The sequence below is a fragment of the Streptomyces sp. NPDC051207 genome (assembly GCF_040682395.1).
In the GTDB taxonomy this organism is placed as follows: domain Bacteria; phylum Actinomycetota; class Actinomycetes; order Streptomycetales; family Streptomycetaceae; genus Streptomyces.
Genome location: NZ_JBFBAX010000023.1, coordinates 26,779 through 46,435 on the forward strand (window position 1 = coordinate 26,779; position 19,657 = coordinate 46,435).

A 19,657-nucleotide genomic window follows, 5' to 3' on the forward strand; every position below is an offset into this window, starting at 1 on the left:
TATGCATGAGTATGCAGTGCTCCGCATGATTCGTCAATCCAGCCCGTCCGGGTCAGTCCGCGGACCCGGACGCGGGCCCGCCCCCGGCCCCGGCCCCGGTCCCTGCCGCCCATTCCTTAGACAGCCAAAAGGTTCGCCTGCATAATCGTTAGATATGGGAAAGACCTATGACCGCATAGACGGCAGACTCCGCACCTTCATCGAGTCGCAGCCCGTGTTCTTCACCGCCACCGCGCCGCTCTCCGCCGACGGCACCGTCAACCTCTCCCCCAAAGGCCTCAAGGGCTCCTTCGCCGTGCTGGACGAGCACACCGTGGCCTACCTCGACTTCGCCGGCTCCCATGCCGAGACCATCGCGCACCTGCGGGAGAACGGCCGCATCACCCTGATGTGGTGCGCCTTCCAGGGCCCGCCGAACATCGTCCGGGTGCACGGCCGCGGCGAGCCGGTCTTCCGCGACGACCCGCGCTTCGGGGACCTCCTCGCCCGCTTCCCGGACATCGACCCGGCCCAGCACGGCCTGCGCGCGGTCGTCGTCGTGACCGCCGACCTCGTCCGCGACTCGTGCGGCTACGCCGTGCCGTACATGACGTACGACGAGGACCGCGACCTGCACCGCAGGCGCTTCGCGCGCGAGGACGACACCTCGCTGAGCGCGTACTTCGCCCGGAAGGACCACATCGCCACCAGCCTGGACGGCCTACCCGGGCTGCCGCTGCCGCTGCCGCCCTCTACCGTCTGAGCCATGCGCCCCGGTGTCGTCGCCGCCCTCGCCCTCGCCTCCTCGGTCCTGCTCCTGCTGGGCGCCGCGCCGCCCGGCGAGGGTCCGCCGCCGCTGCCGGCCCGGATGGCGGACACCGGCGGCGGCACCCAGCTGATCACCGCGCGGGCACCCGGCACCGCCTCGACGTCGGGCACGGTCACCTGGTGGGACCTGCGGGACGGGCGCTGGACGCGGGCCGGTTCGGCGCCCGCCCGCTTCGGGGCCAACGGCCTCACCGAGGGCTCCTCGCGCAAGCAGGGCACCAGGACCACCCCGACCGGCCTGTACGACCTGCCGTACGCCTTCGGCATCAGGGCGGCCCCGCCCGGGACGGCGTACCCCTACCGCCGGGTGCGCGAGGACTCCTGGTGGTGCCAGGACAACGCCTCCCGCTCCTACAACCGCTGGACCGAGCCCCGCGTGGCCGACTGCCGGGCCGCCCACGCCGAGCACCTGATCACCTACGGCACGCAGTACGCGCACGCCCTCGTCATCGGCTTCAACTACGAACGCCCGGTGCGCGGGCGCGGCGCCGGCATCTTCCTCCACGTCAACGGCCACGGCGCGACGGAGGGCTGCGTCTCGGTCCCCCCGGACGCGATGCGCCGCATCCTGAGCTGGGCGGACCCTGCGGCCCGCCCGCACATCGCGATCGGGACGGAGGGGGGAGGGACGGCCATCACGCGGTACTGACCGGCGCCGGCCGAGCCGGCCCGGCGCCGGATCGCCTCCTTGGGTCGCGCGACGGGCAGGCGCCGCGCCGCTGGAGCGACCGTGAAGTGGACCGCGTGCGGCGGGCGTTGCGGCGGGTCGCGGTGTGCTGCTGCGGGGGGATCGTGCTCGCGGCAGGGGCGGTCGCCGTCGCCTGGGTCGGCCACCGAGTCCCCTGCCCCGCGCAGGGATGAGACCTCCTCGAGGGACCGCACCGGCACGACCGCCCGCAGGCGCAGCAGTCCGCCCTAGTGCCCGTTCTGCGCCAGCCGCAGCAAATGGTCGGCCAGGGCCTGACCCCCCGTCGGCTCGCGTGAGATCAGCAGCAGTGTGTCGTCGCCGGCGATCGTGCCCAGGATGTCGTGCAGCTCCGCCTGGTCGATCGCCGAGGCGAGGAACTGCGCGGCACCCGGCGGGGTCCGCAGGACCACGAGGTTCGCGGACGCCTCCGCGGAGATCAGCAGCTCCTGCGACAGCCGCCGCATCCGCTCCTCCTTCGCGGACTCCCCGAGCGGGGCCCGCGGCGTGCGGAAACCGCCCTCGCTCGGTACCGCGTAGATGAGGTCGCCGTCGGTGTTGCGGATCTTCACCGCGTTCAGCTCGTCCAGGTCGCGGCTGAGCGTCGCCTGCGTGACGGTCAGCCCGTCGTCGGCGAGCAGCTTCGCCAGCTGGCTCTGCGAGCGCACCGGCTGCCGGTTGAGGATGTCCACGATCCGGCGGTGGCGTGCGGTGCGGGTCTGCGGCACGGCAGGCCCGCCGTTGTGCTCGTGGTCCTGCGCCTGGCTCATCGTCGTCTCATTCTCCGGATCATCTTTCCCCGTCGGCCCCGTGGGCCCTGTCGGCCCCCTCCAGGGCCTGGTCGAGGATGCCGGGCAGCGCCCGGAGGAAGGCGTCCACCTCGTCGTCGCGCAGGTTCAGCGGCGGCATCAGCCGTACGACATCGGGGGCGGGCGCGTTCACCAGGAGACCGGCGTCCTGAGCCGCCTGCTGCACCTTGGGGGCGAGCGGCTCGGTGAGCACGATACCCAGGAGCAGGCCCGCGCCCCGGACATGGTCGGTCAACCGGTGGCCGAGGGCCTCGATCCCGTCGCGCAGCTTCTCGCTCTGCCGCTTGACGTTCTCCAGCAGTCCCTCGTTGTCGATGGTGTCGAGGACGGCGAGCCCGGCGGCGCAGGCGACGGGGTTGCCGCCGAACGTGGTGCCGTGGTGGCCCGGCCGGAGCAGGTCGGCGGCCCGGCCGAAGGCGACGGTGGCGCCGAGCGGCAGCCCGCCGCCGAGCTGCTTGGCGAGGGTGACGACGTCGGGCAGGACGCCCTCGTGGGCCTGGTACTCGAACCAGTGCCCGGTGCGGCCGATGCCGGTCTGCACCTCGTCCAGGACGAGCAGCGCGCCGGTCGCCGCGGTGATCGCGCGGGCGGCCTTGAGGTAGCCGGAGGGCGGGACGACGACGCCGTTCTCGCCCTGCACCGGCTCGATGATCACGAGCGCGGTGTCCTCGGTGACCGCGGCGGCCAGTGCCTGCGCGTCGCCGTACGGCACGTGCGTGACGTCGCCGGGCAGCGGCAGGAACGGGTCCCGCTTGCCGGGCTGGCCGGTCAGCGCGAGGGCGCCCATGGTCCGGCCGTGGAAGCCGCCGTCGGTGGCGACGGCATGGGTGCGGCCGGTGAGCCGGCCCATCTTGAACGCGGCCTCGTTGGCCTCCGCGCCGGAGTTGCAGAAGAAGACCCTGCCGTCCCGGCCGAACAGCCGCAGCAGCCGCTCGGCGAGCGCGACGGTCGGCTCGGCCATGAAGAAGTTGGAGATGTGGCCGAGGGAGCCGATCTGCCGGGTGACGGCCTCCACGACGGCCGGGTGGGCGTGGCCGAGCGCGTTGGTGGCGATGCCGCCGACGAAGTCGAGGTACGCGTTGCCCTCGGCGTCCCACACCCTGGTGCCGGCGCCGCGCACCAGGGGCAGCCGGGGGGTGCCGTAGTTGTTCATGAGCGCGCCCTGCCACCGCGCGCTCAGTTCCTGGTTGCTCATGACGGCTCCCCCTCGTGCTCGTCGGGCACGACCATCGTTCCGATGCCCTCGTCGGTGAAGATCTCCAGCAGGATCGAGTGCTGGACCCGCCCGTCGAGGACGCGGGCGGTGTTCACGCCGCCCCGGACGGCGTGCAGGCAGCCCTCCATCTTGGGCACCATCCCGGAGGACAGCTCCGGCAGGAGCTTCTCCAGCTGGGCCGCGGTGAGGCGGCTGATCACCTCGTCGGAGTTCGGCCAGTCCTCGTAGAGGCCCTCGACGTCCGTGAGGACCATGAGGGTTTCGGCGCCCAGCGCGGCAGCGAGTGCCGCGGCCGCCGTATCGGCGTTGACGTTGTAGACGTGTCCGTCGTCCTCGGAGCGGGCGATCGACGAGACGACCGGGATGCGGCCGTCGGCCAGCAGCGCCTCGATGGCGCCCGTGTCGATCCCGGTGATCTCGCCGACCCGGCCGATGTCGACCGGCTCGCCATCGATCCGGGGCCGGTGGCGGGTGGCGGTGATGGTGTGCGCGTCCTCGCCGGTGAGGCCCACGGCGAACGGTCCGTGCCGGTTGAGCAGCCCGACCAGCTCGCGCTGCACCTGCCCGGCGAGCACCATCCGTACGACGTCCATGGCCTCCTCGCTGGTGACGCGCAGGCCGGCCCGGAACTCGCTGACGATGCCGTGCCGGTCGAGGGCGGCGCTGATCTGCGGGCCGCCGCCGTGCACGACGACCGGCCGGAGCCCGGCGTGCCGCAGGAAGACGACGTCCTGTGCGAAGGCGGCCTTCAGCTCCTCGTCGACCATGGCGTTGCCGCCGAACTTGATGACGACGATCTTCCCGTGGTGCCGGGTGAGCCAGGGCAGCGCCTCGATGAGGATCTGGGCCTTGGGCAGGGCGGTGTGCTTGCGGGTGCTCATGAGGAGTAGGCGCTGTTCTCGTGGACGTAGTCGGCGGTGAGGTCGTTGGTCCAGATGGTGGCCGTTTCGGAGCCCGCGGCGAGGTCGGCGACGATGTGCACCTCCCGGTAGCGCATGTCGACCTTCTCGCGGTCCTCGCCGACGGAGCCGTTCTTGCAGACCCAGACGCCGTTGATGGCGACGTTCAGCCGGTCCGGCTCGAAGGCGGCGGTCGTGGTGCCGATGGCGGACAGGACGCGGCCCCAGTTGGGGTCCTCGCCGTGGATCGCGCACTTGAGGAGGTTGTTGCGGGCGATGGAGCGGCCCACCTCGACGGCGTCGGCCTCGGTCCCGGCGCCCACCACCTCGACCTTGATGTCCTTGCTGGCGCCCTCCGCGTCCCGGATGAGCTGCCGGCCGAGGTCGTCGCAGACGGCCCGTACGGCCTCGGCGAAGGCGTCCTGGTCGGGAATGATCCCGGAGGCGCCGGAGGCCAGCAGCAGCACGGTGTCGTTGGTGGACATGCAGCCGTCGGAGTCGACGCGGTCGAAGGTGACCCGGGTGGCCGCGCGCAGCGCCCGGTCGAGCGCTGCGGACTCCAGGTCGGCGTCCGTGGTGAGGACGACCAGCATGGTGGCGAGGCCGGGGGCGAGCATGCCCGCGCCCTTGGCCATGCCGCCGACGGTCCAGCCGTCCTTGGTGACGACGGACGTCTTGTGGACGGTGTCGGTGGTCTTGATGGCGATGGCGGCCTTCTCGCCGCCGTGTTCGGAGAGCCGGCCGGCGGCGGTCTCGATGCCGGGCAGCAGCTTGTCCATGGGGAGCAGGACGCCGATGAGCCCGGTGGAGCAGACGGCGACCTCGCCGGCGCCCACGCCGAGGACCTCGGCGGCCTTCTCGGCGGTGGCGTGGGTGTCCTGGAAGCCCTTCGGGCCGGTGCAGGCGTTGGCGCCGCCGGAGTTGAGGACGACGGCGGTCAGCTGCCCGCTCTTGAGGACCTGCTCGGACCACAGGACGGGCGCGGCCTTGACGCGGTTGGAGGTGAACACGCCCGCGGCGGCGCGGCGGGGCCCGGTGTTGACCACGAGGGCCAGGTCCGGGTTGCCGTTCTCCTTGATCCCGGCGGCGATGCCCGCCGCCGTGAATCCCTTCGCTGCCGTCACGCTCACGGCGCAACTCCGATCGTCGTCAGTCCGGTGGTCTCATCGAGCCCCAGGGCGATGTTCATGCTCTGCACGGCACCGCCCGCGGTGCCCTTGGTCAGGTTGTCGATGGCACTGATCGCGATGATCCGCCCCGCCGCCTCGTCGTACGCGACCTGCACCTGAACGGCGTTGGAACCGTGGACGGACGCCGTGGCGGGCCACTGCCCCTCGGGCAGCAGGTGCACGAACGGCTCGTCGGCGTAGGCCTTCTCGTAGGCGGCGCGCAGCGACTCGGCGTTCACGCCCTCGCGTGCCTTGGCGCTGCAGGTGGCGAGGATGCCGCGGGGCATCGGTGCGAGGGTCGGCGTGAAGGACACCGAGACGCGCTCCCCGGCGACCGCGCTGAGGTTCTGGATCATCTCGGGGGTGTGCCGGTGACCGCCGCCGACGCCGTACGGCGACATGGACCCCATGACCTCGCTGCCCAGCAGGTGCGGCTTGGGCGCCTTGCCCGCGCCGGAGGTGCCGGAGGCGGCGACGATCACGGCCTCGGCCCCGGCGAGCTGGGTGGCGTAGGCCGGGAAGAGGGCGAGGGAGACGGCGGTCGGGTAGCAGCCGGGCACCGCGACGCGCTTGGACCCCTCCAGCGCGGCGCGGGCCCCCGGCAGTTCGGGCAGGCCGTACGGCCAGGTGCCGGCGTGCGGCGAGCCGTAGAACCTCTCCCAGTCGGCGGCGTCCGCCAGCCGGAAGTCGGCTCCCATGTCCACGACCAGCACGTCGGGTCCGAGCTGTTCGGCGACGGCGGCGGACTGGCCGTGCGGCAACGCGAGGAAGACCACGTCGTGACCGGCGAGGACGTCGGCGGTGGTCTCCTGGAGGACCCGGTCGGCCAGCGGCAGCAGGTGCGGCTGGAGCGTGCCGAGCCGCTGCCCGGCGTTGGAGTTGCCGGTCAGGGCGCCGATCTCGACCCCGGGATGGGCGAGGAGCAGACGCAGGAGCTCCCCGCCCGCGTATCCGCTCGCTCCGGCCACTGCCGCACGTACCGTCATGGACATCCTCCACCGACTCTCTCGATGGCATGACTATACGTTTCGCTGCACGTTTATGCAATGACGGCCGGGGCGGAGCGATCAGTGGGTGAGCGCGTCCTCGGCGGTGGCGAAGAAGCTGGTGACCTGGCCGTCGTTGACCGTGACGGGGCCGCCGCCGATCGGCACCGTCGCGGGGCTCTCGGAGGCGGCGAGCGCGATCTCCACCTTGTCGGCGCTCTTGCCGCCCTCGGTGCCGACGCGCGCGAACAGGATCCCGGCGTAGGCCTTGTCGCCGGGGTTCAGCATCCAGTCCTCGTTCGCGGGTCCCCTCTTCTGGGCGGCGCCGTCGAGCCCCGGGACCGTGATCATCGGTTCGTTCGCCGCCAGCGCGCAGGGGTCGCCGCTGTTGTTGATCGCGGTCAGCAGGGCGTGGTTGGCGGGCTGGGAGGCGACGGTGACGGTGAAGCCCATGTCGGTCGTCTCGCACATGCCCACGCCGCCGTCCTGGTCGTCGTCCACCCCGGCCTCCGACGGCGGCGGGGTGCCGCCGTCGGAGGAGCCCTCGCCGCCTGTGCCGCCGTCGCCTGTGCCGCCGTCGCTCGGTCCGGCCGTCGACGGCGTGCCGGAGCCCTTGCCCTTGTCCTTGCCCGTGTCCTTGCCGGCGGCGGACGGGCTCGCGGTCGCGCTCGGAGCGGCCTTGTCCTTCCCGGTGTCGCCCGCGCATGCGGTGAGGGCCGGCACTCCGAGTGAGAGAGCGGCGAGTACGGCGGTGGTGCGGCGCGAACGGGCTGTGCGAACCATGAGATGCCCCCCGAGTTGGAATGGTCCGGTGATCGTGCCCTACGGGAGCGGTGCTGGGGACCGCTCGCACCGGGTGGGAACTGACTGCGAACAGCTTTGTGACACTGCGCGCGACGGCCATGGGCGCGGCAGCGCCGGGCGAGCGGGCCGAACACCGGCCGCGCCCCCGGCTGTCACTCCGGCCGCAGCCCGAGGACGAGGTCGCGCGGCAGGCCGTGGGTGTCGTGGAGGTAGTGGAAGTCCTCCTCGCTCAGCGGGCCCCGGAAGCGCGGCCGGGCCAGTACCCGCCGGCCGCGCTCCAGGAGCCGGCCGAAACGGCGCTCCTCCTCCAGCAGCACCCGGCGCACGACGTGCGGGTCCTCGCCCTGGCGGAAGTGGTCCAGGGTGTGCCGGACCAGCTCGTCCGGCAGGTCGCCGAGGCTGCCCGACGGATCGTGCCGCCGCACCACGGTGAGCACCCGCCGCACCAGACTGCGCAGCACGTGGCCGCGGCCGGTGCCGGCCGGGCGCACCCCGTCGCCGATCACCACCACGGCTGAGCGCAGGTGGTCGCAGACCAGCCGCAGCGACGGCTCGTCCAGCGGCCACAGGGCCGGTACCAGGCGGCGCCAGGGGTCGAAGAGGTCGCACTCGAACACCGACGTCCGGCGCTGCACCGCAGCGGCCAGGCGTTCCAGGCCCAGTCCGGTGTCGACGTTGTTCCGGGGGAGCGGCACGAGGGAACCGTCGGCGAGCTGCCGGTGGCCCATCGACACGTGGTTCCACACCTCCACCCAGCGTCCGTCACCCGTCGGCGTCGACCGCGGCGGGGTGTCGCCGGTCCACAGGAAGATCTCCGAGTCGGGGCCGCACGGGCCGGTCGGTCCGCCGGACCACCAGTTGTCCTCGACGGTGAGCTCCACCGGCACCCCGCGCTCCTGCCACAGCTCCAGGGAGGCGGTGTCGGGGCCGGTCCGGTCGTCACCGCCGAAGGCCGTGGCGTACAGGAGTCCCGGGTCGATGCCGAACCCCTCGGTGAGCAGGCCGAAGGCCCAGTCGAGGCTCTGCCGGTGCCCGTAGTCTCCGAGCGACCAGGTGCCGAGCATCTCGAAGACCGTCAGGTGGGTGCTGTCCCCGACCTCCTCGAGGTCCGTGGTGCGCAGGCAGCGCTGCACGTTGACCAGCCTGCCGCCGAGGGGGTGCGGGCGGCCCTCCAGGTACGGGGTGAGCGGGTGCATGCCCGAGGTGGTGAACAGCACGGGGTCGTCCTCGGGCGGGAGCAGGGTCGAGCCGGTGATACGGCGGTGGCCGCGTTCCTCGAAGTACTCGACGAACGTGCGGACGATCCGGTCGGTGTTCATGGGGTGGCTCCTTCGCGTGAGCGGGGAGGCACCGGACAACGGTCCGCACGGTCGTCGGAGCCGCGGCGGGAGCGCCGTGGACCCACCGGCAGGCCGTTTCCGGTCGCCGGTGGGGAGGGGATACGTCAGGCGGCGGCAACCGGCGAGCTGGTCGCTCGCGCGGTCGCGGTGGTGGGCCGGCCCGTGACGTTCATGGAGCCGAGCGTAGCGGGGGCGGTTGTTCCGGGGCGCGCCCTTTTCGACCCAGGGGTCGGCCCTGTGGCCGCTCGGCCACTGGGCACCGGGCGCTCCGCCCGTTCGGCCACCAGGCCACCCGCCGGCTGATGGACGTCTACGCCGACAGCACCACCCCCGGCAGCTTCCGCAACCTCCGCACAGGCGAGCAGAACACCGGCAGGAACGCGCCTGCCATGCACACCGCGCCCGCCCAGACCGCCATCCGTACGCCCGCCACCTCGCCGATGAGGCCGCCGAGGGCGGAGCCGACGGCGAGGGCGCCGGTGAGCAGGAAGCGGAAGGTGGCGTTCATGCGGCCGAGCAGGGGGTCCGGGGTCATGTGCTGGCGCAGGGTGACGCCGAGGACGTTGTCGATGCCCGTCTTGGTCATGGCGGCCAGCCATCCGGCGCCGGCCACCCACAGCCACGGGCCCGCGCCGACCAGGCCGACGGCGAGTGCGGCGGGCGCGAACCACAGGCCGGCCAGCCCCAGGGCACGCCCGTGGCCGAGCCGGGCGGCCAGCCGGCGGGCGACGGCGGCGCCGAGCAGGATGCCCACACCGCCCGCCGCCCAGTACGCGCCGAGCGCTCCGGCGGACAGGCCCAGCTCGCGGGTGAAGAGCACGGGCAGGACCGCGTTGATCATCTGGCCGCCGAGGTTGCCGAGGGTCGCGGTGAGGGCCAGCGCGCGCAGTTCGCGGCTGCCGAGGACGTGGCGCAGTCCTGCCGCCGTCTCGGCCCGCAGCCCTTGCCGGCCGGCCGGCGCCGCGGCGGGCGCGGGTCGCTGCCCGATGCGGGTGAGGCCGAGCGCGGAGGCCAGGTAGGCGACGGCCCCGACGAGAATCGCGGGCGGGGCCGTGCAGAGCTGGACCAGGAAGCCGCCCGCGCCGCGGCCCGCGATGTTGGCGCCGGCCATCAGACTCACCAGGGCGGCGTTCGCGGGCACCAGCCGTTCGCGGCCGACGAGGTCGGGCAGCGCGCTCTGCGAGCCGATGTCGAAGAACACCGTGGCGCAGCCGTTCAGCAGGACCACCGCGTACAGCTGCGGCAGCGACAGCACGTCCAGCCACCAGGCGACGGGGACCGACGCGAACAGCAGCGCGCGGGCGGTGTCGGCGGCCACCAGCACCCGGCGGCCGGGCAGCCGGTCCACCCAGACGCCGGCGGGCAGGCCGACGAGGAGGAAGGCGGCGGTGGACAGCGCGGCCAGCGCACCCGCCTGTCCGGGTCCCGCGCCGAGGGCGGTGACCGCGAGCAGCGGGATCGCCACGTAGCCCATGTTGCCGGCGAGGTGGCTGAGGGCACCGGCGGCGAAGAGGATGCGGAAGTCGCGCAGCCGCCACGGGGAGCGGGGTGTGTCGGTCATGCCCGGTACCGTGCGCGCCCGCCGTCCGCTTCCCTATTGATTTAGCCTGGGCTGAATGATCGAGATCGAGCTGGGTCTGGCGGACGTGGCCCGCACCCGCTTCGCGATCTCCCCGCTGTGGGAGGTGGTGGCGAGTGTGCGGGTGCTCAAGGGCGCCGACGAACAGGGCCTGCACCGCACGTGGACCGCGCAGGCGCGCTCGCGGCTGGCGGCGGCGGACCTCGATGTCGGCCCGTTGTTCGACCTCGTTCCGGTGCCGACGCGCTCGCCGTGGGCCGGCCGCGTCCCGGGGTTCCTCTGCCCGCCGCCCACGACGCCGCTGCCGTCCCTGGACGTGGAGCTGGCCACGGTCCGGGCGACCCCGCCGGAGCTGCTGCGTACGACGGCCGAGGTGCCGCCGGGGCGGCTCGCGGAACTGCGCGCCGACCCGGTGGCCGGGCTGGGGCGGCTGGCCGGGCTGATCGAGGCGTACTGGGAGCTGGTCCTCGCGCCGTACTGGCCGCGGATACTGACGCTGCTGGAAAGCGACATCCGCTACCGCGCCGGGCGCCTGGTCGAGGGTGGCGCCCAGCACCTGTTCGCCGACCTCGATCCGCAGGTGACCTGGGCGGGGAACACCCTGCGACTGGCCCACCGCACCGCGTGCGGGGAGCGGCGCCTGGCGGGCCGGGGGCTGCTGCTGGTGCCGTCGGCGTTCGTGTGGCCGCGCGTCTTCTCGGTGCTGAACGAGCCCTGGCAGCCGTCGCTGCGCTACCCGCCGCGCGCCGTCGGCACCTTGTGGGACACGCGGCCCGCGACCGTGTCCGACGCCCTGGCGGGGGTGCTGGGCCGTTCCCGCGCGAGGCTCCTGACCGAGCTGACCGCCCCGGCCTCGACCACCGAAACTGGCCCGCCGCACCGGATTGACCCCGGGCGGTGTCTCCCAGCACCTGACAGCCCTGCGCACCGCGGGACTGGTCGGCGCCCACCGTGCGGGCCGCTTCGTGCTGTACGCCCGCACCCGGGCCGGGCAGACGGTGGTGGAGGCGGCGGGCGAGGGCCCGGCGCCGACCACCGCCCCCGGCTGAGACCGGCGCGCCGGGGACTACCGGCGACGCCGGGCGGGGCGACGGCCTGAGCGCCGCCGCCCCGCCCGGCCCGGGTCCCGGCCCGGTCACCTCTGCTTGAGCCGCAGGAAGGTGATCGAGTTCGCCGGGAAGGTGTACGTGAACCGGGCGGACGCGCCGCGGAAGGTCGACTCGACCGGCGTGACGGGGGTGTCCGTCTCGGTGTTCACCGCCTCCGGGTCGGCCGCCAGCGTCGTCACGCGGGCCGTGGCGGAGACCTTCGCGCCGCCCAGGTCGATCGCCGTGCGCGCCGCCGTGGGCTGGGCGTTGACGACCTTGACGATCAGCTCGCCGGTCTTCGCGTCCCTGGTGACGACCTGCCGGAAGGGTTCGGCCGGCTTGTCGTCCGTGAAGCTGCCCCACTCCTGGCCGTCGAGGTAGAGGGTGACGTGACGGCCGCGCACCTTGATGTCGATGTCGTAGGCGCGGCCCGTCTCGATGGAGCCGGCCTTGGCGATCAGGGTGGACTTGCCGCCGTCGGACGCCTGTTCCACCGCGGACTGGGTGTTGTTCCAGCCGCCGAGGTTCCACCAGTAGTAGGTGCCGGTGTCCTTGACGCCGAAGGCGACGAGGAAGCCCTCGTTGCCCGCCTTCTTGGTGGCCCTGACATGCAGGTCGTAGTCGTGCCAGGCCGGGTCGCCGGCGGTGACCAGGGTGTTCTCGGCCGCCGTGTCGGTCTGCACGTACTGGCCGTCCACGACGCTCCAGCTTCCGCCGCCCCGGTGCGTCCACTTGGCGGCGTCACCGGAGAAGTCGTCGCTCAGCAGGGCGGAGCCGTCCGCCGAGGTGACCCGCACGTCGTCGTACGCGGCGCTGGTCGCCCACGTCGACAGGCCCACGGCGCCGGTGATCGGGCCGTTGACGCCGGGGGTGGTGGTGGCCGTGGAGGGCACGACGCGGTCACCGGTGTTGGTCATGAACAGCTTCTGGACCTCGTAGTTGGCCGATCCCCAGGAGGCGTGGTTGTTGAACCAGATCATGTCCGGGCGCCACTGCACGTAGTCCTCGTTGGCGAGCAGCGGCGCGTACGAGGCGAGCTTGACGATGTCGGCGTTGCGCTCCAGGCCGGTCATGAAGGCGGCTTCGGCGAGGCCGTTCTTCCAGGCGTTGCCCTGGGAGGCGTACTCGCCGAGGAAGACCTCGGGGCCGCCGCGGTCGTAGGAGTCGTAACGGTCGTTGTTCTGGAGGAACCACTGCGGGCTGTTGTAGTAGTGCTCGTCGACCATGTCGACGCCGGCCTCGCGGTTCAGCCGCCAGGCGGTGTCGAAGGTGGTGCCGGAGTCGTCGGGGCCGGAGTTGGAGACCACGGTGATGTCCGGGTACTTCGCCTCGATGGCGGCCCGGAAGCGCTGGAAGCGGTCCATGAACGCGGCCGGCAGGTTCTCCTCGTTGCCCACCCCGATGTGGGTGAGGCCGAAGGGCTTGGGATGGCCCATCTCGGCCCGCTTGGCGCCCCATTCGGAGGTGGCCGGGCCGTTGGCGAACTCGATGAGGTCCAGGGTGTCCTGGATGTGCCGCTCCAGCAGGGCCTCGTCGTCGGTGGCGCGGTTCTGGCCGCAGCCGGTCACCAGGGCCGGGACGACGGGCAGCGGCATGGCGCCGACGTCCTCGGCGAAGCGGAAGTACTCGTAGTAGCCGAGGCCGTAACTCTGGTTGTAACCCCAGAAGTTGGCGTTGGTGGCGCGTTCCTCGACGGGGCCGATGGTGTCCTTCCACTGGTAGGAGCGCTTGCGCTGCCAGCCGGAGGCCTCGCTGTAGTCCTGCATGGAGCCGGTGTTGACGATGCAGCCGCCGGGGAAGCGGACGAAGCCGGGCCGCAGGGCCTCGATCTTCTCGGCGAGGTCCTTGCGCAGGCCGTTCGGCTGCCGCTTGTAGGTGTCACGGGGGAACAGCGACACCATGTCGAGGGCGGCGTCCGCCGAGGAGGCGACGGCGAGACGGCCGGTGCTGCTGGTGCGGGCGGCCGTGAAGGTCGCCGTGTACTTGGCCCAGCCGCCCTGCGCGGTGATCCGGCGGCCGGTCGCCAGGCCGCCGGCGGCGTCCTTCAGCGACACGGTGAGGGTGGCGGCGGATGCGGCGCGGGCCCACACGGAGAAGTCGTAGCGCTTGCCCGCCTCGACGCGGATGCCGGTGTTGTACCCGGCGTTGGTCACGGCCGAACCGGCGCCGAGCGACAGGTAGCTGCGGTTGCGTTCGTTGAGGCGGCCCGCGTCGTTGACGACCTTCGCCGTGCCGTCGACCGTCCAGGAGGTCAGCGGCGTGTACGAGGTGTTGTCGTCGGTGGAGTACTCGAAGGACCGATTCTGCACGAGTTCGGCGTACAGGCCGCCGTCGGCGGCGCGGTTGATGTCCTCGAAGAAGACGCCGTACATCGTGTCGTCGATCCTCGCACCCTGCCGGGCCGGGTCGACGGTGATCGCGTAGTCGGCGGCGTCCGCGGCCTGCACGGGTGCCGGGACGACGACGGCGCCGGCCGTCAGGAACGCGCAGGCGGCCAGAGCGAGTCTCCAGCGCGTGCGGGTGGTGCGTGACATGGAAGCTCCGCGGCTCGATGGGAGTCGTTCACGGCTGTTCGATATTTCGTACGATGGTCAGGACTTCGAACGGCAAGATAGGGAGGGCGCGCAGACGCGTCAATGGGTCGCGCAGAAACCGACGGGACGGAAGAACGGGACGGGATGGGCGAGTTCTGGCCAGTGCCGGACGTGCTGGCGTTCCTCGCGGGGCGCTGGCGGGTGCGGCGGTCGGTGCGGGATCGGGCGAGCGGACACGACGGGCGGTTCACCGGGACCACCGAGTTCCGGCCACTGGACGGCGGCGGGCTGCTGCACGTCGAGTCCGGCACCTTCGTCTGGCGGGGCGTCGCCCGGCCCGCCGAGCGGACCCTGCGCTTCCTGCCCGGCAGTGCGCCCGGGACGGCGGACGTGCGCTTCGCGGACGGGCGGTTCTTCCACGGCCTGGACCTGAGCACCGGCCGCCATGTCGCCGGCCACCCGTGCGCGGCGGACCTCTACCGCGGCGAGTTCACCGCTCTGGACGCCGGACGCCGGCGGACGGTGTGGCGGGTGGGCGGACCCGCCAAGGACCTGGTGCTGACCACCGACTACGACCGGGAGGACTGAAGCGGCACCCCGTCGAAGCGCAGGTTCCAGCGGCCGGCGCGGCCCGTCACGGACGTCGCCGACAGCGGGCGCACGTCGAAGTTCCAGTACGTCGCGGGCGGCGCCTTCAGGGCGTAGACCAGGGCGGCCCGGATCACCGCCGGCTCGGCCACCGCGACGATGTGGCCGCCGTCGCCGACGGGCCGGGTGTCGAGCCAGCCGCCGACGCGGCCGATGAAGGCGAGCAGCGACTCGCCGCCGTGCGGCACGGCACGCGGGTCGGCGAGCCAGGCGTCCACGGCCTCCGGCTCGCGGGCCATCGCCTCGCCGAGGGTCAGTCCGCGCCAGCGGCCCATGTCGCAGTCCCGCAGGGCGAGTTGCACGAGCGGGGCGTAGCCGAGGGCGGCGCCGGTGGCGCGGGAGCGCGGGGCGGGCGAGCAGTAGCGCAGCTCGGCCCCCGCGAGCGGCAGCAGGTCACGGCCGACGCGCTGCACCTCGTCCCAGCCGGCCTCGTCCAGCGGCCGGTCGTCGTCGAAGCGTTCCGCGAGCGGCGGCGCACCGCGCGCGGCGGCGACGAACGTGACCCGGAGCGACATGCGGTGATGGTGGTCCCGGAATGTGCGCAGGTCAAGAGGGATTGCCGGTCAATCGCCCGAAGGTCCGCGAAACCTTACCCACAGGTCAGGGAAGTGTCCGGCCGAGCCGGGCGGATCACTCGAAATGGAGCGCCATCCACCGCCCGGGGTGCTCCAGCGGCGCGAACCCGAGCTTCTCGTAGACGCCGTGCGCGTCGTGCGTGGCGAGCAGGACGCGCCGCAGCCCGAGGGACCGCAGGTGCTCGCGGACGGCGGCGACCAGGGCGGTGCCGACGCCCTTGCCGCGCACGGCCGGGTCGACGTACACGTCGCACAGCCACGCGAAGGTGGCCCCGTCGGTGACGGCGCGGGCGTACGCCACCTGCTCGCCCGAGACGGTCTCGTACACGCCGAAGTTGAGCGAGCCCGCGATGGCCAGGTCCTGCCTGTCGCGGGACCGGCCGAGCGCCCAGTACGCGTCGGTGGACAGCCAGTGGTGCACGCGCCCGGCGTCGACGCGGTCGGGGTCGGCGGAGAACTCGTAGCCCGCGGGGAGCGTCGGCGTATCGGTCATGGCGGGATCGTCGCAGGTGGGGCGGGTCGGCGTCGACCCGTTAAGCCGTTGAGCGCCTCGTCGCAGGCGGTGCGCAGCCGCCGTACGCCCTCCGCGATCTCGCCGGTCCCGGCGACCGCGGCGAAGCTGAGCCGGATGTGCGCGGCCGGGGGTTCGGCGCTGAAGTAGGGGCGGCCGGGCGTGATGGCGACGCCGGCGCGCAGCGCGGCGGCGGTGAGGGCGGCGTCGTCGGCGCCGTCGGGCAGCCGCAGCCACAGGTGGTAGCCGCCTAACGGGATGTGCGGCAGGGCGAGTTCGGGCAGGTGGAGGCGGACGGCGGCGGTCATCGCGTCGCGGCGGGCGCGCAACTGCGCGGAGACGGCGCGCAGATGGCGCGGCCAGGCGGGCGAGCCGACGAGTTCGAGCGCCGCCTCCTGCAGCGGCCGGGGCACGAAGAAGGTGTCGACGACCTGGATGGCCCGCAGCCGGTCCAGCACCGGTCCGCGGGCCGCGAGGGCGCTCACCCGGAAGCTCGGCGAGGTCGCCTTGGTCAGGGAGCCGACGTGCACGACGACGCCGTCGGGGTCGTCGGCGGCGAGCGGGCGCGGCAGGGGCCCGGCGTCCTCGTGCACGAGCCGCCGCACGAAGTCGTCCTCGATGACGAACGCCCCGGCCTCGCGTGCGATGCGCAGCACCTCGGGGCGCCGCTCGGGGGAGAGCACGGCGCCGGTCGGGTTCTGGAACAGCGGCTGGCAGATCAGGACGCGGGCACCGCTGGCGCGGAAGGCGTCGGCGAGCAGGGCCGGTTTCACGCCGTCCGCGTCGACCGGCACGGGCACCGGGCGCAGTCCGGAGGCGCGGCAGATGGCCAGCATGCCCGGGTAGGTGGGCGACTCGACCAGGACGGGCGCCCCGGGCGGTGCCAGGGCGCGCAGTGCGGTGGTCAGCGCGGCCTGGCCGCCCGCGGTGACCAGTACCTCGGCGGCGGTGACGGGCCCGCCGATGCCGCGCGCGAACCACTCGCGCAGTTCGGGCAGGCCCTCCATGGGCGGTCTCCCCCAGGCGCCGGGGCGCCGGCCGGCCCGGGACAGCGCGGCGGCCATGGCCCGCTCCGGCTGGAGGGACGGGTGCAGATAGCCGCCGTTGAACTCCATGACGCCGGGCGCGGGCGCGGCCAGCGAGGCGAGCACGCCGGAGGCGTCGACGGAGCGCGGCACGAGGTCGGCGGTGCCGTCCGCGCTGAGGGCGATCTCCTGCCAGGAGGTGTCCCCGGCGGGGGTGGCGGAGACCGGCGGCCGGGCCCGGAACGCTCCGGCGCCGGGCCGGGTGACGACCAGCCCTTCGGCGGCCAGCTGGGCCAGGGCGCGCGAGACGGTCACCGGGCTGACCCGGAACCGTTCGACGAGGGCCCGGCTGGAGGGCAGCTTTCCACCGGGTGAGTAGCGGTGGAGTTCACTCCGCAGTTGGTTCGCCAGTTCACCGACGCTGCTACGCTCATGCATGAGAGCACACAGTAGCACTATCGCCCCGCCCTCGATAGCGGTAACCGCCCCCGTGCAGCGCCCGGGGCCCGGCACCGCCCTCGCCGCGCTCGGCGTCGTCGCCTTCTCCCTCACGTTCCCGGCCACCGCCTGGGGCCTGGAGGGCTTCGGGCCCTGGTCGCTGGTGGCCGTGCGCAGCGTCCTCGCCGCGCTGATCGCGGGCGGCGCTCTGCTCGCCCTGCGGGTCCGGCCGCCGTCCCGCGCGCACTGGCCGGGGCTCGCGGTCGTCGCCGCCGGGGTCGTCGTCGGGTTCCCGCTGCTGACCACGCTCGCCCTGCGGACGTCGACCACGGCGCACGCGGCCGTCGTCGTGGGCCTGCTGCCGCTGACCACCGCCCTGTTCTCCGCGCTGCGGGTCGGCACCCGCCCCTCGCGCACCTTCTGGGCGGCGGCGCTGGCGGGCGCGGCGGCCGTGGTCGCCTTCACCGTGCAGCAGAGCGGCGGCGCCCTCACCGCCGCCGACGCGTACCTGTTCGGGGCGCTGCTGGTGTGCGCGGCCGGTTACACCGAGGGCGGCCGGCTGGCCCGGGTCATGCCCGGCTGGCAGGTGATCGGCTGGGCGCTGGTGCTGTGCCTGCCCCTGGCCGTGCCGGCCGCCGCGGTGGCGCTGGCGCACGAGCCGGTGGAGCTGACCGCGCACAGCGTGACCGGGCTGCTGTGGGTGGCGGCGGGCTCGCAGTTCCTCGGGCTGGTCGTCTGGTACCGGGGCATGGCGGCGATCGGCATACCGAAGGCCAGCCAGTTGCAGCTCGCCCAGCCGCTGCTCACACTGGTGTGGTCGGTGCTGCTGCTGGGCGAGCACCTGACGGTGGCCGCCCCGCTGACGGCCGCCGCGGTGCTCGTCTGCATCGCCGTCACACAGCGGGCGCGAGGCTGAGCGGCGCGCACGGGCCGGTTCCCACCGGGCCACCGCGCCGTGGACTCGAGGCCGCGGACCGCTGCTCCCGCACCTTCGTGAGGAGGCCCCGCAGATGCGCGCAACCGTGGGCGACCAGCTTGTCCAGCACGGCAGGGTGGTCGGTCAGCACGACAAGGTCGCCGAGATCGTCGAAGTGATGGGCAAGGAAGGCACCCCGCCGTACCGCGTCCGGTTCGAGGACGGCCACGAAGCGGTGTGCTCCCCCGGCCCGGACAGCGAGATCCGGCACAGGAAAACACACCAGTAGATCAGCGCGGTGGTCCCGCCGGCCGCTCGTAGTGGTCGGCGACCACCCGCGCGAGGGCCCCGATGCGGTCCGCCGCCGCGTCCCGGGCGGCGAAGTAGACGTGCCCGCGCACCTGCGCGTATCGCTCGGCGAGCGCGAGGTGCCGGGACAGCTCGGCCGGGTCCTGCCAGGCCGCGGGCTGCGCCGGGTCGCCCGCCTTGTAGAGCGCCTCCCCCACGTAGAGGCTGGTGCCGGTGCCCTGCGCCACGTCGGCCCACCAGGGCAGCAGCTTGGCGTAGTCGGCGGCGGGGAAGCCGATGTTCCAGTACAGCTGCGGGCAGATGTAGTCGATCCAGTTCTCCCGCACCCAGCGCCGGGTGTCCGCGTACAGGTCGTCGTACGTCTGCACGCCCGCGCGCGTGTCGGAGCCGCTGGGGTCGGTGGCGGCGTTGCGCCACACGCCGAAGGGGCTGATGCCGAACCGGGTGGTGGGCCGGACGCTCTTGATCCGGGCGGCGGTCTCGCGCACCAGCCGGTCGATGTTGTCGCGCCGCCAGGAGGCGCGGTCCGGGAAGCCGGCGCCGTGCGCCCGGTGGGCGGCGTCGTCGTCGAAGGCCTGGCCGGCCACCGGGTAGGGGTAGAAGTAGTCGTCGAAGTGCACGGCGTCGACCGGGTAGCGGTGCACGGCGTCGAGCATCGCGTCCTGCACGAAGGCGCGGACCTCGGGCAGCCCGGGGTTGTAGTAGAGCTTCCCGCCGTACGCCACGACCCACTCGGGGTTGCGGCGCGCGGGGTGCGAGGCGGCGAGCCGGGCGGGGTCGGTGTGGTTGGCGACGCGGTAGGGGTTGAACCAGGCGTGCAGCTCCAGGCCCCGGGCGTGGGCCTCCTCGACGGCCGTGCCGAGCGGGTCCCAGCCGGGCGACCTGCCCTGGGTGCCGGTGAGGTACTGCGACCACGGCTCGTACGGCGAGGGCCACAGCGCGTCGGCCGTCGGCCGCACCTGGAAGATCACCGTGTTGAGGCGGCGGCGGACGGCCGTGTCGAGGTGGGCGATCAGTTGCGCCCGCTGCTCGGCCGCGGGCAGGCCCGGCCGGGACGGCCAGTCGCGGTTGGCGACGGTCGCCAGCCACACGCCCCGCATCTCGGTGATCACCCGTCGCCCGCCGCCCGGCACGGCCGCGGCGCCCGGAGCGGCCCCCGGTACGGCCGTCAAGGCGGCGAGCGCCGCGACCGCGAACGTCCTGCGTGACAATCTGCTCATCTGCGCACCCCCGGAACCTTCCGGAACACTCCGGACCCGTGCGGTCACGGATCGACACTGAAGTCCCCCAGCATGCCCCACCCTGGCGATCGATCATCG

18 protein-coding genes and 1 pseudogene are annotated in these 19,657 nt (G+C 73.5%); 6 read left to right on the plus strand and 13 right to left on the minus strand.

All coding sequences use genetic code 11. The features are described from left to right. Nucleotides 1-154: 154 nt before the first annotated feature. Entirely contained in the window at nucleotides 155-742 is a 588-nt protein-coding gene (locus AB0M97_RS21835; RefSeq protein WP_365962598.1) for a pyridoxamine 5'-phosphate oxidase family protein, read from the plus strand. A 3-nt stretch (nucleotides 743-745) separates the two neighbouring features. Continuing rightward, entirely contained in the window at nucleotides 746-1,456 is a 711-nt protein-coding gene (locus AB0M97_RS21840) for a L,D-transpeptidase family protein (RefSeq protein WP_365962599.1), read from the plus strand. A gap of 266 nt (nucleotides 1,457-1,722) precedes the next feature. Here the strand turns inward: AB0M97_RS21840 and AB0M97_RS21845 are convergent, their stop codons facing one another. The 8 genes from AB0M97_RS21845 to AB0M97_RS21880 form a co-directional block, all read right to left on the minus strand. Continuing rightward, nucleotides 1,723-2,262 carry an arginine repressor gene (locus AB0M97_RS21845; RefSeq protein ID WP_365962600.1) on the minus strand — a complete coding sequence of 180 codons (540 nt, stop codon included), beginning with the start codon at nucleotides 2,260-2,262 and terminating at the stop codon, nucleotides 1,723-1,725. Nucleotides 2,263-2,281: 19 nt separating this feature from the next. Continuing rightward, entirely contained in the window at nucleotides 2,282-3,496 is a 1,215-nt protein-coding gene (locus tag AB0M97_RS21850) for an acetylornithine transaminase (protein ID WP_365962601.1), read from the minus strand. After that, nucleotides 3,493-4,398, minus strand: coding sequence for an acetylglutamate kinase (gene argB / locus AB0M97_RS21855; protein WP_365962602.1), 906 nt, complete (start codon nucleotides 4,396-4,398; stop codon nucleotides 3,493-3,495). Before argB ends, AB0M97_RS21850 begins: the two co-directional genes overlap by 4 nt. Continuing rightward, nucleotides 4,395-5,546 (minus strand): bifunctional glutamate N-acetyltransferase/amino-acid acetyltransferase ArgJ, encoded by a 1,152-nt coding sequence (gene argJ, locus AB0M97_RS21860; RefSeq protein ID WP_365962603.1) that lies wholly within the window; start codon nucleotides 5,544-5,546, stop codon nucleotides 4,395-4,397. The genes argB and argJ overlap by 4 nt, the downstream gene beginning before the upstream one ends. Next, nucleotides 5,543-6,571, minus strand: coding sequence for an N-acetyl-gamma-glutamyl-phosphate reductase (argC, locus tag AB0M97_RS21865; protein WP_365962604.1), 1,029 nt, complete (start codon nucleotides 6,569-6,571; stop codon nucleotides 5,543-5,545). Before argC ends, argJ begins: the two co-directional genes overlap by 4 nt. Before the next feature lie 81 nt (nucleotides 6,572-6,652). Further along, the gene (locus AB0M97_RS21870; RefSeq protein ID WP_365962605.1) at nucleotides 6,653-7,354 is read right to left on the minus strand and encodes a DUF4232 domain-containing protein; all 702 of its coding nucleotides are present in this window, start codon (nucleotides 7,352-7,354) and stop codon (nucleotides 6,653-6,655) included. A 173-nt stretch (nucleotides 7,355-7,527) separates the two neighbouring features. Then, nucleotides 7,528-8,694: an alanine--tRNA ligase-related protein gene (locus tag AB0M97_RS21875; protein WP_365962606.1), complete on the minus strand. Its 1,167-nt coding sequence runs from the start codon at nucleotides 8,692-8,694 to the stop codon at nucleotides 7,528-7,530. Nucleotides 8,695-9,025: 331 nt separating this feature from the next. Next, nucleotides 9,026-10,276, minus strand: a complete 1,251-nt coding sequence (locus AB0M97_RS21880; RefSeq protein WP_365962607.1) for an MFS transporter — start codon at nucleotides 10,274-10,276, stop codon at nucleotides 9,026-9,028. Between the two features lie 55 nt (nucleotides 10,277-10,331). Here AB0M97_RS21880 and AB0M97_RS21885 point away from each other — a divergent pair. Then, nucleotides 10,332-11,343, plus strand: a pseudogene (locus AB0M97_RS21885) (DUF5937 family protein). Nucleotides 11,344-11,429: 86 nt separating this feature from the next. Here AB0M97_RS21885 and AB0M97_RS21890 read toward each other — a convergent pair. Next, nucleotides 11,430-13,916: an alpha-L-arabinofuranosidase C-terminal domain-containing protein gene (locus AB0M97_RS21890; protein WP_365962608.1), complete on the minus strand. Its 2,487-nt coding sequence runs from the start codon at nucleotides 13,914-13,916 to the stop codon at nucleotides 11,430-11,432. Between the two features lie 144 nt (nucleotides 13,917-14,060). Between AB0M97_RS21890 and AB0M97_RS21895 the strand changes: the two genes are divergently transcribed. Then, the gene (locus tag AB0M97_RS21895; RefSeq protein WP_365962609.1) at nucleotides 14,061-14,504 is read left to right on the plus strand and encodes a DUF6314 family protein; all 444 of its coding nucleotides are present in this window, start codon (nucleotides 14,061-14,063) and stop codon (nucleotides 14,502-14,504) included. Here the strand turns inward: AB0M97_RS21895 and AB0M97_RS21900 are convergent. The 3 genes from AB0M97_RS21900 to AB0M97_RS21910 form a co-directional block, all read right to left on the minus strand. Next, on the minus strand, nucleotides 14,486-15,079 hold the full coding sequence (locus tag AB0M97_RS21900) for a histidine phosphatase family protein (protein WP_365962610.1): 594 nt from the start codon (nucleotides 15,077-15,079) through the stop codon (nucleotides 14,486-14,488). The genes AB0M97_RS21895 and AB0M97_RS21900 overlap by 19 nt on opposite strands. Before the next feature lie 115 nt (nucleotides 15,080-15,194). Then, nucleotides 15,195-15,632 carry a GNAT family N-acetyltransferase gene (locus tag AB0M97_RS21905; protein ID WP_365962611.1) on the minus strand — a complete coding sequence of 146 codons (438 nt, stop codon included), beginning with the start codon at nucleotides 15,630-15,632 and terminating at the stop codon, nucleotides 15,195-15,197. After that, nucleotides 15,629-17,113: a PLP-dependent aminotransferase family protein gene (locus tag AB0M97_RS21910; protein WP_365962612.1), complete on the minus strand. Its 1,485-nt coding sequence runs from the start codon at nucleotides 17,111-17,113 to the stop codon at nucleotides 15,629-15,631. The genes AB0M97_RS21905 and AB0M97_RS21910 overlap by 4 nt, the downstream gene beginning before the upstream one ends. On the opposite strand from AB0M97_RS21910, the gene AB0M97_RS21915 reads away from it, so the two are divergent. Beyond that, a complete protein-coding gene (locus tag AB0M97_RS21915) occupies nucleotides 17,112-18,029 on the plus strand; it encodes a DMT family transporter (RefSeq protein ID WP_365962613.1) in 918 nt (305 codons plus the stop codon). The two genes, AB0M97_RS21910 and AB0M97_RS21915, sit on opposite strands and share 2 nt — an antisense overlap. Before the next feature lie 94 nt (nucleotides 18,030-18,123). Then, nucleotides 18,124-18,318, plus strand: a complete 195-nt coding sequence (locus AB0M97_RS21920) for a DUF1918 domain-containing protein (protein ID WP_365962615.1) — start codon at nucleotides 18,124-18,126, stop codon at nucleotides 18,316-18,318. A 1-nt stretch (nucleotide 18,319) separates the two neighbouring features. Here AB0M97_RS21920 and AB0M97_RS21925 read toward each other — a convergent pair whose 3' ends face one another. Further along, on the minus strand, nucleotides 18,320-19,558 hold the full coding sequence (locus tag AB0M97_RS21925) for a family 10 glycosylhydrolase (protein ID WP_365962616.1): 1,239 nt from the start codon (nucleotides 19,556-19,558) through the stop codon (nucleotides 18,320-18,322). Nucleotides 19,559-19,657 lie beyond the last annotated feature (99 nt).

Excerpts from the sequence above, each read along its gene's own strand:
- AB0M97_RS21835 (WP_365962598.1), top strand. The coding sequence starts at position 155 with ATGGGAAAGACCTATGACCGCATAGACGGCAGACTCCGCACCTTCATC.
- AB0M97_RS21840 (WP_365962599.1), top strand. The coding sequence starts at position 746 with ATGCGCCCCGGTGTCGTCGCCGCCCTCGCCCTCGCCTCCTCGGTCCTG.
- AB0M97_RS21845 (WP_365962600.1), bottom strand. The coding sequence starts at position 2,262 with ATGAGCCAGGCGCAGGACCACGAGCACAACGGCGGGCCTGCCGTGCCG.
- AB0M97_RS21850 (WP_365962601.1), bottom strand. The coding sequence starts at position 3,496 with ATGAGCAACCAGGAACTGAGCGCGCGGTGGCAGGGCGCGCTCATGAAC.
- argB (WP_365962602.1), bottom strand. The coding sequence starts at position 4,398 with ATGAGCACCCGCAAGCACACCGCCCTGCCCAAGGCCCAGATCCTCATC.
- argC (WP_365962604.1), bottom strand. The coding sequence starts at position 6,571 with ATGACGGTACGTGCGGCAGTGGCCGGAGCGAGCGGATACGCGGGCGGG.
- AB0M97_RS21870 (WP_365962605.1), bottom strand. The coding sequence starts at position 7,354 with ATGGTTCGCACAGCCCGTTCGCGCCGCACCACCGCCGTACTCGCCGCT.
- AB0M97_RS21875 (WP_365962606.1), bottom strand. The coding sequence starts at position 8,694 with ATGAACACCGACCGGATCGTCCGCACGTTCGTCGAGTACTTCGAGGAA.
- AB0M97_RS21880 (WP_365962607.1), bottom strand. The coding sequence starts at position 10,276 with ATGACCGACACACCCCGCTCCCCGTGGCGGCTGCGCGACTTCCGCATC.
- AB0M97_RS21890 (WP_365962608.1), bottom strand. The coding sequence starts at position 13,916 with ATGTCACGCACCACCCGCACGCGCTGGAGACTCGCTCTGGCCGCCTGC.
- AB0M97_RS21895 (WP_365962609.1), top strand. The coding sequence starts at position 14,061 with ATGGGCGAGTTCTGGCCAGTGCCGGACGTGCTGGCGTTCCTCGCGGGG.
- AB0M97_RS21900 (WP_365962610.1), bottom strand. The coding sequence starts at position 15,079 with ATGTCGCTCCGGGTCACGTTCGTCGCCGCCGCGCGCGGTGCGCCGCCG.
- AB0M97_RS21905 (WP_365962611.1), bottom strand. The coding sequence starts at position 15,632 with ATGACCGATACGCCGACGCTCCCCGCGGGCTACGAGTTCTCCGCCGAC.
- AB0M97_RS21915 (WP_365962613.1), top strand. The coding sequence starts at position 17,112 with ATGAGAGCACACAGTAGCACTATCGCCCCGCCCTCGATAGCGGTAACC.
- AB0M97_RS21910 (WP_365962612.1), bottom strand. The coding sequence starts at position 17,113 with ATGCATGAGCGTAGCAGCGTCGGTGAACTGGCGAACCAACTGCGGAGT.
- AB0M97_RS21920 (WP_365962615.1), top strand. The coding sequence starts at position 18,124 with ATGCGCGCAACCGTGGGCGACCAGCTTGTCCAGCACGGCAGGGTGGTC.
- AB0M97_RS21925 (WP_365962616.1), bottom strand. The coding sequence starts at position 19,558 with ATGAGCAGATTGTCACGCAGGACGTTCGCGGTCGCGGCGCTCGCCGCC.